12 protein-coding genes are annotated in these 16,566 nt (G+C 61.2%); 2 read left to right on the forward strand and 10 right to left on the reverse strand.

Features of this window, described 5'->3' with window-relative positions; translation table 11 throughout:
* Positions 1-432: 432 nt before the first annotated feature.
* Positions 433-1,368 carry a tRNA modification radical SAM protein MnmL/YtqA gene (gene mnmL, locus BN1127_RS06660; protein ID WP_042648934.1) on the reverse strand — a complete coding sequence of 312 codons (936 nt, stop codon included), beginning with the start codon at positions 1,366-1,368 and terminating at the stop codon, positions 433-435.
* A gap of 612 nt (positions 1,369-1,980) precedes the next feature.
* Here mnmL and gltB point away from each other — a divergent pair.
* A complete protein-coding gene (gltB, locus tag BN1127_RS06670; protein WP_042648936.1) occupies positions 1,981-6,438 on the forward strand; it encodes a glutamate synthase large subunit in 4,458 nt (1,485 codons plus the stop codon).
* Positions 6,439-6,450: 12 nt separating this feature from the next.
* Positions 6,451-7,866 (forward strand): FAD-dependent oxidoreductase, encoded by a 1,416-nt coding sequence (locus BN1127_RS06675; protein WP_042648937.1) that lies wholly within the window; start codon positions 6,451-6,453, stop codon positions 7,864-7,866.
* An 80-nt stretch (positions 7,867-7,946) separates the two neighbouring features.
* On the opposite strand, the gene BN1127_RS06680 is transcribed toward BN1127_RS06675, so the two are convergent.
* The 9 genes from BN1127_RS06680 to BN1127_RS06720 all read right to left on the reverse strand — a co-directional run bounded on the left by BN1127_RS06680 (position 7,947) and on the right by BN1127_RS06720 (position 16,539).
* On the reverse strand, positions 7,947-8,708 hold the full coding sequence (locus BN1127_RS06680) for an amino acid ABC transporter ATP-binding protein (RefSeq protein WP_042648938.1): 762 nt from the start codon (positions 8,706-8,708) through the stop codon (positions 7,947-7,949).
* The gene (locus tag BN1127_RS06685; protein WP_042648939.1) at positions 8,705-9,379 is read right to left on the reverse strand and encodes an amino acid ABC transporter permease; all 675 of its coding nucleotides are present in this window, start codon (positions 9,377-9,379) and stop codon (positions 8,705-8,707) included. Before BN1127_RS06685 ends, BN1127_RS06680 begins: the two co-directional genes overlap by 4 nt.
* 37 nt (positions 9,380-9,416) lie before the next feature.
* Complete coding sequence (locus BN1127_RS06690) at positions 9,417-10,190, reverse strand: amino acid ABC transporter substrate-binding protein (protein ID WP_042648940.1); 774 nt, start codon at positions 10,188-10,190, stop codon at positions 9,417-9,419.
* Between the two features lie 46 nt (positions 10,191-10,236).
* Complete coding sequence (locus BN1127_RS06695) at positions 10,237-11,184, reverse strand: IS30-like element ISAeca1 family transposase (RefSeq protein ID WP_012564931.1); 948 nt, start codon at positions 11,182-11,184, stop codon at positions 10,237-10,239.
* 582 nt (positions 11,185-11,766) lie between these two features.
* A complete protein-coding gene (locus BN1127_RS06700; protein WP_042648941.1) occupies positions 11,767-12,201 on the reverse strand; it encodes a hypothetical protein in 435 nt (144 codons plus the stop codon).
* A gap of 42 nt (positions 12,202-12,243) precedes the next feature.
* Positions 12,244-13,284, reverse strand: coding sequence for a M35 family metalloendopeptidase (locus BN1127_RS06705; protein ID WP_042648942.1), 1,041 nt, complete (start codon positions 13,282-13,284; stop codon positions 12,244-12,246).
* Positions 13,285-13,605: 321 nt separating this feature from the next.
* Positions 13,606-14,244, reverse strand: coding sequence for a DUF2913 family protein (locus tag BN1127_RS06710; RefSeq protein ID WP_042648943.1), 639 nt, complete (start codon positions 14,242-14,244; stop codon positions 13,606-13,608).
* A gap of 81 nt (positions 14,245-14,325) precedes the next feature.
* Positions 14,326-15,621 (reverse strand): DEAD/DEAH box helicase, encoded by a 1,296-nt coding sequence (locus BN1127_RS06715; RefSeq protein WP_005328097.1) that lies wholly within the window; start codon positions 15,619-15,621, stop codon positions 14,326-14,328.
* 267 nt (positions 15,622-15,888) lie between these two features.
* Positions 15,889-16,539, reverse strand: coding sequence for a DedA family protein (locus BN1127_RS06720; protein ID WP_042648944.1), 651 nt, complete (start codon positions 16,537-16,539; stop codon positions 15,889-15,891).
* Positions 16,540-16,566 lie beyond the last annotated feature (27 nt).

The following is a 16,566-nucleotide window of genomic DNA, read 5'->3' on the forward strand; positions in this document are numbered from 1 at the left end:
GTTCACGCTCTCACCCTGGGCACTCCAGTAGCTCATCTATATGGCTGGTTTCTGCTTGCATAGCATCCTGTCAAAACATGATTCAGACGGTTGTCGCAGGGAATACATCACCCGGAACCCGGTGGCGACCTGTGAACGCAGAGCAGCTTCCATCATCGCGAACCGACAACCCAATTAGCGCACTGAGCAGTGACATCGAATATCATCGCCAGACTCGCACATCGTCAAGCCGGAACGAAAGGAGCCAAGCACGTCATTTAATAACGGCAAGGGGGGCGAGATATCCTGCCGGGTACATTAATTACTAAAGAGTTATTGATAACAATGTCTTTTTCAAGCCGACCATCTTATCAAGGCGACTTGAACGAAACTATACTGCAAAGACTGAATTTCATCTAATAACCCTCTGTTTTTTTAATGAAATTAGAGTCGTCACTGATGAGCACAAGCGAGTGAGAAGGGTCGGCCCAACGCACTCCCCTGTGGGCCTGTTCGAGCCAGCTCAGTGGCAATCTCAGCCATGGCGGTCCAGCGATTCTCGCACCAGGCAGGCGCCAGCAGGGTCGGACGGCGGGCCGACGCCGAGATCCTGTGATAAACCACTTCGGGCGGAGTCTGCTGGATCATGGCAACCGCCGCTTCGACATATTGCTCCAGGCTCAAGACGTCGAGCCGCCCCGCCTGCCACGCCTTGCCAAGGATGCTCCCCTCCACCACATGGAGCGGATGCAGCTTGATCCCCTCGACCCCGGTCGCAACGATGCGATGCAGAGTATCGAGACTGTCCATCGGCACCTCACCGGGCAAGCCGACAATCAGATGGGCACAGACCTTGATGCCCCTTGCGTGGGCCCGGCTAACCGCGTCTTCATAGGCGGCGTAGCCGTGACCCCGGTTGATCCGTTGCAATGTCTTGTCATTGGCGCTCTGCAGCCCCAACTCAAGCCATACCTCGTAGCCACGGGCCTGATAGCCCGCCAGCAGATCCAGCACCGCATCCGGCACACAGTCTGGCCTGGTGCCCACGCAGAGCCCCACCATGTCGCTGACCGACAGCGCCTCCTCATACATGCGTTGCAGGTACTCCACCTCGGCATAGGTGCTGGTATAGGCCTGAAAGTAGGCGAGATAACGCTTGGCGCGGGTCACTTCGTCCCGGCGGGCCAGCAATTGCTGCACCACCGAGAGCTGCTGGGCCGACTCGTCGGCAAAAGAGGAAACATTGCAGAAGGTGCAGCCACCGCGACCCAGGGTGCCATCCCGGTTAGGACAGGTGAAGGCGCCGTGGATGGAGAGTTTGTGGATCTTCTGACCGTGGCGCTGCTTGAGATCCTGGCCGAATGTATTGATGAGTTCGTGTAACTGCATGACACCTCCAATATGAGCTGTCATTGTACTGGCACGGGCCCCACGCCAGACTGAGCTGGATCAAGCTGTCCCGCCGCCAAAAACCATATAAATATTCACATTGCGTGCGATAAATACCCACAGACAGGATTTTAAGGTTACTTTTGGAAACCACAGGCCTCATACAAAGAGGGAAAACGGAAGCAATTCATCCCCTCTAACCGGCTGTTAGTACTGAAAAAATATCCCATAGCCCGCATACAAATAAATGCAAGATGCAGGATCCTGAAATGTGATCCCCGCCCACCCCTGACGGAATGGATTGGTAAAATTACTACAGTTCAGTGACGCGAAGCAGTCAACCACCAAACCCTCCATTACCAGACTAATAAACTTTAAAAAATAAAATAAATAGATTTTTATATAGATAAAATCGAATTGTATCTCTGAAACCCGCATTTTGTTATGGCAGTGTAACATTGCAAACAAGCGGGATGTCCAATTGACCTTGCTCGAAAATCCCATTAGTTTGGAGATTCGCCACCTCAGGCGGACGGAACCACAAGAGCCAATCGCAATTTATGCAATCTGTTGATGACAGTGCGATGGAAGGCCGAGCAAGGGAGAAATGCAATGTCACTATATGATCCAAAGCTGGAGAGGGATAACTGTGGCTTCGGCCTGTTGGCCCACATGGAAGGGGAAGCCAGCCACAAGCTTGTCCGTCTCGCGATGTCAGCCTTGGCTCGCATGCAGCACCGCGGCGGCATCTCCGCCGACGGCAAGACCGGCGACGGCTGCGGCCTGTTGCTGCAAAAACCCGACAGCTTCTATCGCGCTGTCGCCGAAGAGAAGGGATGGCACCTGGGCCGCAACTATGCGGTGGGCATGCTGTTCCTCAACCCGGATCCCGTATTGGCCCAGCAGACCCGCGACATCATCGACGAGGAGCTGGAAAGAGAGACCCTGAGTCTGGTCGGATGGCGCAAGGTGCCCATCGATACCAATGTGCTCGGTCCCATCGCCAAGGCCTCCCTGCCCAGCATCGAACAGGTCTTTGTCAACGCGCCGCCAGGCTGGGTCGACAAGGATCTCGAGCGCCGCCTCTACATCGTGCGCCGCCGTATCGAGAAACGCATCAGCGATGACTACTTCTATGTGGTCAGCCTCTCCAACCTGGTCACCGTCTATAAAGGACTGTGCATGCCGGTGGATTTGCCGCGTTTCTATCTGGATCTCGCCGACATCCGCATGCAGGCAGCCATCTGCGTGTTCCACCAGCGTTTCTCCACCAACACCAGCCCGCGCTGGCCGCTGGCGCAGCCATTCCGCTACCTCGCCCACAACGGCGAGATCAACACCATCGCTGGCAACCGCCAGTGGGCCAAGGCGCGCAGCTACAAGTTCGCCACTCCGCTGATCCCGGATCTGCAAGAGGCCGCCCCCTTCGTCAACACCACAGGGTCGGATTCCTCCAGCCTCGACAACATGCTGGATCTCTTCCTGGCAGGTGGTATGGACCTGTTCCGCGCCATGCGCTTGCTGATCCCGCCTGCATGGCAAAAACACCCGAACATGGATGACGACCTGCGCGCCTTCTATGACTTCAACTCCATGCACATGGAGCCCTGGGACGGCCCGGCCGGCATCGTCATGACCGACGGCCGCTATGCCACCTGCGCCCTGGACCGCAACGGCCTGCGCCCGGCCCGTTACGTCATCACCAAGGACAAGTTCATCACGCTGGCCTCCGAAGTGGGTACCTGGGACTACACCCCGGACGAAGTGCTGGAGAAGGGCCGGGTCGGCCCGGGCGAGCTGTTCGTGGTGGATACCAGCAACGGCAAGATCTGGACCAGCTTCGAGATCGATGACGATCTCAAGAGCCGCCACACCTACAAGCAGTGGATGGACAAGCACTGCAAGCGACTGGTGCCGTTCGAGCAGATGGATGACGCCAGCACAGGTGCACGCGAATTCCCGGACGATCAGCTAAAGACCTATCAGAAGCTGTTCGGCTACTCCTATGAGGAGCTGGATCAAATCATCCGCGTGCTCGGCGAGAATGGCCAGGAGGCGGTGGGCTCCATGGGGGATGACACCCCGATGGCGGTGCTCTCCTCCAGCCAGCGTACCCTGTACGACTACTTCCGCCAGATGTTCGCCCAGGTGACCAACCCGCCCATAGATCCGCTGCGGGAAAACCACGTCATGTCGCTGGCCACCTGTATCGGCCGCGAGCAGAACGTATTCAACGAGACCTTCGGCCACGCCCACCGGGTGCTGTTCCAGTCGCCTATCCTGCTCTACTCCGACTTCCATCAGCTGCTGGCACTGGAAGGGGAGCACTACCGCCATGCGGTGCTGAGCCTCAACTACCTGCCCGAAGAGGGGCTGCAGGCGGCCCTCGAGCGCCTCTGCAACGAGGCGGCCGACAAGGCGCGCAATGGCACAGTGCTGCTGGTGCTGTCGGACCGGGACATCAGTGCCGACACCCTGCCCATTCCGGCCGCCATGGCGGTGGGGGCGGTGCAGCGCACCCTGGTGGACAACAACCTGCGTTGTGACGCCAACATCCTGGTGGAAACCGCGAGCGTGCGCGACCCGCACCACTTCGCCGTGCTGCTGGGCTTTGGCGCCACCGCCATCTACCCCTATCTCGCCTACGAGACCCTGGCCAAACAGGTCGAGGAAGGGGTGCTGAAGATGAGCCTGCGCCAGGCCATGCTCAACTACCGCAACGGCATCAACAAGGGCCTCTACAAGGTGATGTCCAAGATGGGCATCAGCACAGTGGCGAGCTACCGCTGCTCCCAGCTGTTCGAAGCCGTAGGGCTGTCCAGCTCCGTGGTCGAACTCTGCTTCCGCGGCGTCTCCAGCCGCATTCAGGGAGCCGACTTCACCGACATCCAGCAGGATCAGGTCAATCTGGCGCGCCAGGCCTGGCTCGGCCGCAAGCCCTTGACCCAGGGTGGTCTCTTGAAATTCGTCCACGGCGGTGAGTACCACACCTACAACCCGGATGTGGTGCAGACCCTGCAGGTGGCGGTGCGCTCCGGCAACTACGCCGATTACAAGGAGTACGCCCGCCTGGTGAACGAGCGCCCCGTCGCCACCCTGCGGGATCTGCTCGTCCTCAAGCAGGGCACCACCCCGGTTGCGCTGGAGCAGGTGGAGCCTGCGGCCAAGCTGTTCCCCCGCTTCGACTCCGCCGCCATGTCCATCGGCGCCCTCGGCCCCGAGGCGCACGAGGCGCTGGCGGTGGCCATGAACCGCCTCGGCGGTCAGAGCAACTCCGGCGAAGGCGGCGAGGATCCCAAGCGCTTTGGCACCGAGAAGAACTCCCGCATCAAGCAGGTGGCCTCGGGGCGCTTTGGCGTCACCCCCCACTACCTGATGAACGCCGACGTGGTGCAGATCAAGGTGGCCCAGGGCGCCAAGCCCGGCGAAGGGGGCCAGCTGCCCGGTGACAAGGTGACGGCCCAGATCGCCAAGCTTCGTTACTCGGTGCCCGGCGTGACTCTGATCTCGCCGCCGCCCCACCACGATATCTACTCCATCGAGGATCTGGCCCAGCTCATCTTCGACATCAAGCAGATCAACCCGAACTGCCTGGTGTCGGTAAAACTGGTCTCCGAACCCGGCGTCGGCACCATCGCCTGCGGCGTGGCCAAGGCCTATGCGGACTTCATCACCGTCTCCGGCTATGACGGCGGTACCGGCGCCAGCCCGCTGAGCTCGGTCAAGTATGCCGGCTCCCCCTGGGAGCTGGGGTTGGCCGAAACCCAGCAGGCCCTGGTGGCCAACGGCCTGCGCCACAAGGTGCGCCTGCAGGTGGATGGCGGTCTCAAGACCGGTCTGGACATCATCAAGGCGGCCATCCTCGGCGCCGAGAGCTTTGGTTTTGGCACCGGCCCCATGGTGGCGCTCGGCTGCAAATACCTGCGCATCTGCCACCTGAACAACTGCGCCACCGGCGTCGCCACCCAGGATGAGAAGCTGCGCCGCGAGCACTTCACCGGTCTGCCGGAGATGGTGATGAACTACTTCAAGTTCATCGCCGAGGAGACCCGCGAGCTGATGGCCGAGCTTGGCGTCACCCAGCTGACCGACCTCATCGGTCGTACCGACTTGCTTCAGGCCCTGCCCGGCCTCACCGCCCGCCAGGCCAAGCTGGACTTGTCCGGCATTCTGGCAAGCCCGGTGGCACCGGCAGGCTCCAGCCTGTTCAGCCAGCAGCACAACCCCACCTTCGACAAGGGGCCGCTGAACCTCAAGATGGTAGAGGATCTGCTGGGCGCGGTAGAGAACATGAGCGGTGGCGAGTTCCGCTACGACATCCGCAACACCGATCGCTCGGTGGGTGCCCGTCTCTCCGGCGAGATCGTCAAGCGTCACGGCAACCAGGGGATGGCGGCCGATCCGGTGCGGGTCCACTTCAACGGCACCGCCGGCCAGAGCTTCGGCGTCTGGAACGCGGGTGGCCTCGAGATGATCCTCACCGGTGACGCCAACGACTACGTGGGCAAGGGGATGACCGGCGGCAAGCTGGTGGTCAAACCCCACGTCGGCGTGGCCTTCAAGTCCCACGAGGCCGCTATCATCGGCAACACCTGCCTCTATGGCGCCACCGGCGGCAAGCTCTATGCGGCCGGTACCGCGGGCGAGCGCTTCGCGGTGCGCAACTCGGGGGCCCTGGCGGTGGTCGAGGGGATTGGCGACAACGGCTGTGAATACATGACCGGCGGTATTGTGACCATCCTTGGTACCACCGGTGTCAACTTCGCGGCGGGCATGACCGGCGGTTTTGCCTACGTGCTGGACGAGTGCGGCAACTTTGCCAAGCGCACCAACCCCGAGCTGGTGGAACTGCTGGACGTGGCGGATCTCGCCATCCATCAGGAGCACCTGCGCGGCATCATCACGGCGCACCTCAATGAGACCGGCAGCTCGCGCGCCGAGGAGATCCTGGCCAACTTCGACTCCTATGTGCCCAAGTTCAGGCTGATCAAACCCAAGTCCAGCGACGTCAAGTCCCTGCTTGGTCACACCAGCCGCTCTAGTGCAGAACTCAGAATCCAGGCGCAATAAGGAGGGAACCCTATGAGCCAGAACGTATTCCAGTTTATCGACGTCCAGCGGGTCGACCCGCCCAAGAAGCCGCTCAAGATCCGCAAGATCCAGTTCGTGGAGATCTACGAGCCCTTCAACCAGGCCCAGGTCGGCATGCAGGCGGATCGCTGCCTCGACTGCGGCAACCCCTATTGCGAGTGGAAGTGCCCGGTGCACAACTACATCCCCAACTGGCTGAAACTGGCCAACGAGGGGCGCATCCTGGAGGCGGTGGAACTCTCCCACCAGACCAACAGCCTGCCGGAGGTGTGTGGCCGCGTCTGCCCGCAAGACCGTCTGTGCGAGGGTGCCTGCACCCTGAACGACAGATTCGGCGCCGTGACCATAGGCAACATCGAAAAATACATCACCGACAAGGCGTTCGAGATGGGCTGGCGCCCGGATCTCTCCAAGGTGGTGAAGACCGACAAGCGGGTCGCCGTCATAGGTGCGGGCCCGGCGGGCCTCGCCTGTGCCGACGTGCTGGCGCGGGGCGGCGTGACCCCTGTGGTGTTTGACAAGTACCCGGAGATCGGCGGTCTGCTGACCTTCGGCATCCCCTCCTTCAAGCTGGAAAAAGAGGTGATGCAGCGCCGTCGCGAGATCTTCGAGGGCATGGGAGTGGAGTTCCGTCTCGAGACCGAAGTGGGCCGTGACGTCACCTTCGCCGACCTGCTCGGCGAGTTCGATGCGGTCTTCCTCGGGGTCGGCACCTACAAGTACATGAAGGGCGGCTTCGAGAACGAAACGGCCCCCGGCGTGTACGACGCCCTGCCCTACCTCATCTCCAACGCCAACCGGCTGCTGGGTTTCGAGAAGGCCCAGGCCGATTACATCGACTTCGCTGGCAAGCAGGTGGTGGTACTCGGCGGTGGCGATACCGCCATGGACTGCGTCCGTACCGCCATCCGTCAGGGGGCCGACCGGGTGATCTGCGCCTACCGCCGCGATGCCGAGAACATGCCAGGCTCCAAGCGAGAGGTGAAGAACGCCCAGGAGGAAGGGGTGGAATTTATGTTCAACCTTCAACCGGTGGGCGTCGAGCTGGACGCTCAGGGCCGTACCTGCGGCATCAAGGTGGTGAGCACCGAGCTTGGCGCCCCCGATGCCAACGGCCGTCGCAATCCGGTGGTGATCGAGGGTTCCGAGCAGGTGCTGGCCGCCGATGCGGTGGTGATGGCGTTTGGCTTCCAGCCCAACCCCCAGCCCTGGATGGCGGAACACGGCATCGAGCTCGACAACCGGGATCGCATCAAGGCTCCCGAGCAGGCCGAGCATGCCTTCCAGACCAGCAACCCCAAGGTGTTCGCCGGTGGCGACGCAGTGCGCGGCTCGGATCTGGTGGTGACCGCCATCTACGAGGGTCGCAAGGCCGCCGAAGGGATCATGGACTACCTGGCCGTGTAAACTGCCGGTTAAGGTCTCAAGCAAACAGCCCCGCCAATGCGGGGCTGTTTTTTTATGTGGAGCTCATCCGGGCAAAACCGTTAGATGCTCCAGCTCTCCGGCAGCCGCTCGGTGAGGGTGGAGATGTATTCGAAGGTGCGCGCCCGCTTGGGAGTGGTGAACATCTGGCGCGCACTGCCCGCCTCCACCACCTCCCCCCCTTCCAGAAAGATCACCTGCTGGGCTATCTGGGCTGCGAGGCGCAAGTCGTGGGTAGCGATCAGCATGGTGGTGCCCTCCCGGGCCAGCTGGCGCAGCACGGCCACCACCTCCTGGGCGAGCTCGGGATCCAGCGCCGAGGTGGGCTCGTCACAGAGCAGCACCTTGGGCGCGGGGGCCAGGGCACGGGCTATGGCGACCCGCTGCTGCTGGCCCCCTGAGAGGGTGGCGGGCACCGCCTCGGCCTTGTGCCTGAGCCCCACCTTGTCGAGCAGTTGCAGGCCACGCGCCTGCGCCTTCTCCCTGGGCCACTTCAACACGGTCACCAGCCCCTCCATCACGTTTTCCAGCACCGTCATGTGGGGGAACAGCTGGAAGTTCTGGAACACCATGCCGGTCTGCTGGCGCAGGGCCAGCAAGCTTTGCCGTGACAGATGATGGGAGAAGTCGAGCTCGCTCCCTCCCAGCACCAGCTGGCCTGCATCGGGCCGCTCCAGCAGATTCACGCAGCGCAGCAAGGTGCTCTTGCCGCTGCCGGAGGGACCTATCAAGGCGGTGACGCTGCCCGCCGCCATCGCAAGCCCTATCCCCTTGAGCACAGGCTTGCCACCAAACTGTTTCTCGATACCGCTCAACCGGATCATAGGGCGACCTCCCGGGTCTCTTTGTGGGTCAATCTGCGCTCCAGCCGGTCTTGCAGGGTGGAGAGCACAGAGCTGAACAGCAGATAGATGAGGGCCGTCTCGACATAGAGGATGAGCGGCTCATAGGTGACGGAGGCGAGCCGCTGGGCCGCCTGAAACAGCTCGGGCACTGTCACCGCCGCCAGGGAGGTGTCCTTGACCAGAGAGATGAAGGTGTTGGAGAGCGGTGGCACCGCGATGCGCGCCGCCTGCGGCAATATCACCCGCCGCATGGCCTGGGGCCAGCTCATGCCGATGGAATGCGCCGCCTCCCACTGCCCCTTGGGGATGGCCGCCAGGGTGGCACGGATGATCTCCGAGCTGTAGGCACCGATGTTGAGGGTGAAGCCGATGACGGCGGCGGTGAAGGCATCCAGCACTATGCCGGCGCTCGGCAAGCCGTAGAAGATGAGAAAGAGCTGCACCAGCAGGGGCGTGCCCCGAACAAGCCAGACATAGCAACGGACCAGGGCCACCAGCGGAGTGGGACCATATAACCTGGCCAGGGCTACCAGGAAACCGAGCAATATTCCCAATACGAAGGTGATCAGGGTCAGCGGCACGGTAAAAATAAGCCCCGCACTGAGCAGGGGCCAAAAAGAGTCGATCATTAACTGCAACCAGGCTGGCACGTTAATTCTCCTTTATTGTTATTGTTCTGCCCAATTATTAATTCGAGACGTCAGTGCCAAAATATTTCAGCGATATTTTCTGATAGCTGCCATCCTGCTTGGCGGTGCGCAGCGCCTGATTGATGGCGGCCAGCAATTCCGGCTGCCCCTTGGCCAGCAGGGCGGCCGATTGATCCCCCTTCGGCTCGGTGGCCGCCACCTTCAATTTGGCGTCCGGTTTCTGCTTCTTGAAGTCCAGGAAGGAGAGGCTGTCGTTGATGGTGGCATCCACCCGCCCGCTCAGCACCAGCGCCAGGGACTGGTTGAAGCCCTCGGTGGCCACCACCTCGGCCCCCGACTCTTTCGCCAGCTGGGCGAAGTTGCTGGTCAGGGACTGGGAGGATTTCTTGCCCTTCAGATCCGCGAAACTCTTGATGCTGTCATTGTCGCTGTGCACCACTATCACCGCCTTGGAGGTGATGTAGGGATCTGAAAAGTCATACTTTTTCAGTCGCTCCGGGGTGATGGCCACCTCGTTGAGCACCAGATCGTAGCGCTTGGCGTCCACCCCGGCGATGAGGCCGTCCCACTTGCCCTCGACGAATTCCGGCTTCACGCCGAGACCGCTTGCAATCAGCTCGCCTATCTCAACATCAAAACCCACCAGCTTGCCGCTCTTGTCGTGGTAGGTGAAGGGAGGGTAGGCCCCTTCGGTCCCTATCTTGATCACCCCGGCACTCTGAATGGCGGCGAGGCTGGATTGGGCCTCGGCCGAAGTCATCAGGGCCAGGGGCAGCGCCGCCAGCAACAACAGGGAGCGTACTTTATTCATGATCCACCCGCGAATTCAACTTCGAAGTGCAATTCCCGATTAAAAATCAGGCTGCTTTCAGAAGTTCGTCAAAAACCACCTGTGGCTGTTTAAATCCCAAGCATTTGCGCGGCCTGAAGTTCAGCCGCTTTTCGACGGCTGACAGTGCCTCTGCTGTCACCACACTCAAATCACTGCCTTTGGGCACATATTGCCGCAGCAGACCATTGCTATTCTCATTCTGTCCCCGTTCCCATGCACTGTATGGATGCGCAAAGTACACCTGCGCTTCCAGCTCTGCTGCAACACGTTCATGTTCGACAAACTCGCTACCATTGTCAGCTGTGATGGTATGGACATGTGCCTGGTAGGGTTTCAGCATGCTGATAATGGTGTCCGCCACCGCGCTGGCTGTTTTGCTGGGAACGTATTGAACCAGGTAGAGCCGGCTCTTACGCTCCAACAGACTCACTATTGCACCGCTGCCTTGCTTACCCAACACGGTATCGACTTCCCAATCTCCCACACGGCTCCGCTCATTGACTATCGCAGGGCGTTCATCAATCGATACTGGATTGGGAATGACACTGCGTTTGCTGTTCTTACCCTTGCGATAGCGTTTGTGACCCTGACGCAGATGCCGGTATAGCGTGCCACCGTTGGCCTTGTCGCGTGCCACATAGCGGTATATCCACTCGTGGCTAACCGGGCAGTTAATCATGTCTCCAACGCCACTGATTTGCTCGGGACTCCAGTCCGCGACCAGCGCCATGCAAACAAAGTCGATGGTATCAGACGGGACAGTACGCTTCTGACTCGTCAGCCGTCGTGCCGTGGCAAGTTGGTGAGCCTGCTGCGGCTGATAGGCCTGCCCAGCACAATTACGACGAAGCTCACGACTGATAGTCGATGGATGAACCCCGAGCTGTTTGGCAATGCGGGCCTGTGACAGGCCATGGTCACGGAGGCAGGCAATCTGGTATCGTAGCCCCTCGGTCAACTGCTGGTATTTCATGGTGTATCGCTTTGTTTCTTTGGCGAGAAGAAGCGTACCCTAACTGGTAGTTGACCGCCTCTCTCCTATGCACCATGGGCATTGCACTTATTATCTGAATTCACGCCTCGTTATATTTATAAATACCCGGAACGCTTGCCAAACAATATTGATTGGCACCATGCAACATTTATATTCAAAACCTGAATCCGTAGCGTGCTGATTAATATTCTTCACTGCCATATCGAAGACCAATCCGGCTGACTCTCGGCATGGACAAAACATATCGCGGGACGTTTCATCCCCCAACCATGAAATACGAGGATATTTAGCGAAATAGTGGATAACGCCGAGCGAGGTGGCAATGAGCCAACCGGCTATTGACGTGGCCGTATGGTTCATTTCCGGGCGGGCAGTCGCCGGGCAAGAGAGGGATTGAGACAGAAGCTGCGTCAGGGGCAACAGCGCAGGGCTCCCGGGGATGCCCAAAGAGCAAGATCCACACTCCCCTCATGGCCATGACCGGGAATCACGAACGCAAGGGGTTGACCAGCACCGCCACTATTCGGGACCTCCCATCCTTCAGGAGATCGGTATACCGGCTCAGGGCACCACCACTCGGGTAAAATCGATGGCGGGACAGCTTGGCACCAGCCCCCGGGTCAGCGCCAGCGGCTGGACACGGTAGCTGAGCCGGTAGCTGCCCGGCTGCGACAGATCGTAGGCCTGCGACAGATCCGCATCGGCATGGCTCTGCTCCCCCGGTCCCAGCAGGAGGAAGTCGCCATCACCGGGCGCGCCACGCTTGGCAAGCGGTCCCCGGTAAGGCAACGGCTTGCCATCTCGGGTGAGGTCGATGGCATCGGCAAACCACCCCTCGAAGGGGGTGAACCAGGTCAATACCTCGAGTGGCCCCCCCCCCTTGTTGGTCAAGGTCATCACCAGGGGCAGTGGCTCGTTCACCCCGCTCTCGGCGCTGACCGACAGTTCGCACTGCAAGGGGGCCAGTGCCAGGGTGGTGAGCAGGAGTGTCATCATGGTGCCTCCGTCAAAAAAGGGGCCATCCGGCCCCTTCGCAGATTAATTTTCGCTCGGGGTATTCTCGGCGAAGTATTCGTGGTTGTCGGCGTTGTTCAGCGCCTTGACCGGATCCGTGCTCGCCAGATTGCGGGCATTGGTCTGACCGTATCCCAGATCGTCGGTGCCCGCCACCACGTTGAAGTGGCTCAGCTCGTGGACTATGGTGCCTGCGCGGGAATCTGTCCCGGTGATGGGCGCCGTCCAGAAGCTCTTGCACAGGTAGACCTTGTAGGGCTGATCCGGATAGACGTAGGCAAAGTAGCTCTGCTTGCAGCCGCAGTCGAAGGTGAGCGGCTTGTTGTCGATGGCATCCTTGATCTTGCTGAAGTGGGTCTCGGCCTGGTTCCAGCGAGAGGCGTCATAGGCGCCAAACCAGCTGCGGTAACGCTGGCCATCGGGCTTGTCCACCGCCAGGTAACTGCTGGAGTTGTTGGTAATGCCGCTGGCGGCATCGAGCGCGGTGAGGATGTCGCTCTTCTGGGTGTTGCTGCAGCGGCCGCTGAAGCTGACCGAGGCGGTCACCGCCTGGGGCTCGGCCACCGCCGCCTTGGCGAGCACCCGATCGTCAGCCACCCCTTCCACCCACAGGGTCACGACATTGGATTCGCTCCCCTGGGCCTGCTTGGCCTTGGCGGCCTTCGCCTCCTGTGGCAGCGTCGGCAGCCGGTAACGGATGCTGTACTGGCCCTGGGCGCTCATGTCGTAGAGACCGGAAACCTCGGCCTGCAGCGTCAGGCTCTGGCCTGCCTTGAGCAGCTGGAAGTCCTTGTCGGTTGGCGCCGCCCGCTTGATCAGGGCCCCCTCGTAGCCGACCTTCTCGCCGTCGCGCTCCACCAAAAACAGTGGGGCATCTTCGCTGCCCGGCAGCTGCCACTTGAGCAAGCGGATGGGCTTGTCACCCGTGTTGGTCAGGGTCAGGTTGACACGCACATCGTCGGTGCTGCCCTCCACCAGAGTGAGCCTGGCGTCGAGCCCGGCGGCGCAGAGCGGAGAGGCCAGCACGCTGGCCAGCAGCAGGGCAAGGGGGGTTGCTTTCATCATGTTTCCTCATTCATTGAGTAGCGCCATCAGGCGGTTTGCTTCCATATGGCCCTCTTTGGGGCCAAACCACCCTAGAGCAGAACGTCTGCGTCACCATCTCACCATATGGGTGACATCCCCCATCAGAGGGGGACGGGCGGACAAACCATTCAAATGCGACAAAAATCGCCGACTGCCGCACCAGGGCAGCACTCAGGTACGGGCCCCCTTCCCGTCGCTCACCCTGCCGTCATGGCCTGCCCCGCTGACGGTCAGCCATAAAAAACCCCGGCACGGGGCCGGGGTGATGAGGCGGGCATGGGCGTCCGCCCGTAATAAGGCTCAGGCCTCTGCCAGGAGCGCCAGGGCGGGCTGAGCATTGCCCGGCACCAGCCGGTAGGCCTTGTGGTGCTTGACCAGGGTGCTCTTCTTGTCACCCTGGCTCAGCAGCAGCCCCAGCTTGAAGACCGCCTCGGCCAGCTGCTTTTCATCCCCGCGCACATAGAGGGTAAGAGGCTTCACCAGCTCTCCCCCCTCGATATGGCCCAGATACTCGCTGGCGGAGATGACCAGGCTGGACTGGCCCTGGCTCAGCAGCCGCTGCTTGGCGTTCAGCTCGCTGTCGGTAAACACCAGCCAACCCGCACTCTGCAGCTCGGCGACCAGGGTGGCGAGCCTGGCCCCCAACTGTCCGGGCTCGGCCATGGCCCTGCCGTACTGACAGACGATGCGCGACAGCAGCCCCTTGAGATCGGCCCCGGCCCCCAGGGTGCGACCCAGTTGCACCCAGGCTTTCAAATCCTCCATCACCAGGCGGGAGAAGCGTTTCTCCTTGAGGGAGTCCGCCATCCAGGTGCAGAGGAAGTGGCTCTCTTGCGCCGGGGTGCGCTTGCACGCCTTCTGCTCTGCGGTGCGGGCCAGCTCGGCCAGGCTCTGGGTGGCCATGTCGAGCAGGGCCTCATTGTAGGTGCTAAGGGTCATGGGCGATCCTCGGGTTGAAAACAGAGATGGCAAAGGCGCCCATGGCGCCTTTGCGGTTCAATAGAGAGGGTGTCGAAGCCCTTACTTGCCCTGACGGGGTTTCTTGGCGGCCGCCAGACGCTTGAGGCGTTGCCCCTGCAGCTTGGCCTCGGCCATCACCTGGGCGGCGGCGTTGTCTTCCCGCTGCGGGCGCTTGCCGAAACGGCGGCGCTCCTGCAACTGCTTGATCAGCTCGTCACGGCTGCTCACCTCGTAGCCCGGCACCATGATGCGGCGGATCTTCTGGCCAATCAGGGCCTCGATCTCCAGCAGGGTGCGCTCCTCTTCGCGGCTGACGAAGGAGACGGCCATGCCGCTCTTGCCGGCGCGGCCGGTACGGCCGATGCGGTGGACATAATCTTCCGCCAGGAAGGGCAGATCGTAGTTGACCACGTACTGCAGATCCGGGATGTCCAGACCACGGGCGGCCACCTCGGTGGCCACCAGCACCCGCACCTTGCCTTCCATGAACTCGCGCAAGGCGCGGCGACGGCTGCCCTGGGCCTTCTCGCCATGAACCACGGCGGACTTGATGCCGTCGAGGTTCAGCTCTTCCACCAGCACGTCACAGCTCTCGCGGGTACTGGCGAACACCAGCACCTGTTGCCAGTTCTGCTTGCCGATGAGCTCGGAGAGCAGCTCGCGCTTGCGCTTTTGCTCCACCGGATAGACGGTGTGGCTGACGGTGTCGGCGGTGGAGTTCTGCTTGTTGACGCTGATGATCTGCGGTCTGTCCAGCATCAGGTTGGCCAGTTTCTTCACGGCGTCGGAGAAAGTGGCGGAGAACAGCAGGTTCTGACGAGTCTTGCTCACCGCCTGCAGGATCTGCTGCACATCGGCACTGAAGCCCATGTCGAGGATGCGATCCGCTTCGTCCAGCACCAGGGTCTCGACACCGGAGAGGCTGAGGTTGCAGGCGGTCAGGTGCTCGAGCAGTCGGCCCGGGGTCGCCACTATGATGTGCGCACCCGCCTTGAGTTTGCGGGCCTGCACATCCTGTTTGCCACCGCCGACCAGGGTCAGCACGCTGATGTCCAGATACTTGGCGAAGTCGTTGATGTTGCTCGCCACCTGGGCGGCCAGCTCGCGGGTCGGGGTCAGGATCAGCACCCGTGCGTTGGAAGGCTGGGCCGGGGCCGGGTTATCTACCAGACGTTGCAGTATGGGCAGCGCAAAGGCCGCCGTCTTGCCGGTCCCGGTCTGGGCGCTGGCCAGCACGTCGCTGCCACGGCGGATGGTCGGGATCGCCTGCTGCTGCACAGGGGTCATCTCCTGATAACCGCACTCTGAGACGGCACGCAAAATCTCGGGGGCAAAATCGAACGATTCAAATCTCATAATGGGTTCCTGTGTTCCAGCTGAGCTGTAGTTGGCTTAAGTGACCTGGGCCGGCGTGTGGCACGGCCTCGGCGAGGCTTGGGGCCAAGGACGGCTGGGTCTGACATGACATCAGAAGATGAGCCGGAAAATGGCGGGCGCGAAGTGTAACAGATAGGCATCAGGATTTCCGCCTCAAATGGCCTGTATTTTTACGCCACCGGGGCGAGCGCCTGACCAGGGCGGTCGGGGACAAGGGACGAGCGGCAGGCCCGTCCCTTGAGCAACTCAGCGCGCTCTCTTGGCCGAGCGCTTGAACAGCCGCATGCCGATGGCGGCCACGGCGATGACGAAGAGAGCGAAGGAGGTCACCAGCAGACACTTGGTCAACAGTTCATGGTGGTCAGCCAGCAGCGGCGTCGCCATCATGAACTTGCCGACCATGCTGAGGGCCAGGGCCCAGAGGAAGGCGCTGGCAAAGCTGGTCATCGCCACCCGCAGCAGATTCAGGCGGGAGATCCCCATCAGCATGGGCGTCAGCACCCTGACGAAGGGGATGAAACGGGAGACGAACATGGCCCAGAAGCCATAGCGATCGAGCAGCCGGGAGGCGCGGGGCAGGCTGCCCTCCGGGATAACCCGCTCCACCTGGCCCATGAAGCGGGTGCCATGAAGTGCATGTCCCTGCCAATACGCCATCACGCTGCCGACCCCGGCGGCCAGGGGCAGATAGAGGAACACCACCTCGGGCCCGAGCACTCCCATGCCCACCAGACCACCGGCCAATAGCACCAGGCTGTCCCCCGGCAGGGGCAGAAACACGAAGCTCGATTCGAGAAAGAGGATCACCACCAGACAGGTGACGAGCAGACCGACTGCCTGCAGTTGTATTAATTGCTCAAAGTCCTGATGCCATATGGCAAGCAGCATGTCCTGCATCTGGTATGACTCCCATCAACGTAATGC

The sequence above is a fragment of the Aeromonas media genome, from assembly GCF_000819985.1.
GTDB lineage: Bacteria > Pseudomonadota > Gammaproteobacteria > Enterobacterales > Aeromonadaceae > Aeromonas > Aeromonas media.